This is a genomic window from Paenibacillus sp. LS-5 (genome assembly GCF_056121505.1).
In genome coordinates this window covers 1-249 of sequence record NZ_JBWAVA010000106.1, presented here as the reverse complement: position 1 = coordinate 249, position 249 = coordinate 1, and the positions used below count along the sequence as shown (strand labels likewise).

At 64.3% G+C, this 249-nt stretch carries 1 protein-coding gene; it reads right to left on the bottom strand.

The window, feature by feature from the left end; translation table 11 throughout:
* On the bottom strand, positions 1-249 hold a 249-nt coding region (locus tag AC0MA3_RS26655), incomplete at both ends, for a hypothetical protein (RefSeq protein WP_474658372.1).

The following is a 249-nucleotide window of genomic DNA, read 5'->3' as shown; positions in this document are numbered from 1 at the left end:
CCGAACGCCATTCAGCCGGGTTGAACACCCGTGCCGCATAGGGCGAGGTGGCGCCAAGGTCTTCGACATAGGTGGCATTGGGCCAGCGCGATGTCATGTCTTCCATGGTTTCACGCTCGTGCCCCTGATCGGCAAAGGCAAGGCCCGCGAGACCGCGATCCGTCACCATCACCAGGGGCCGCCCGAACGGCGAGATATGGAAGCCGTAACGGATGACGAGGCCCGCACCGCGGGTCTTGTAATCGCCCG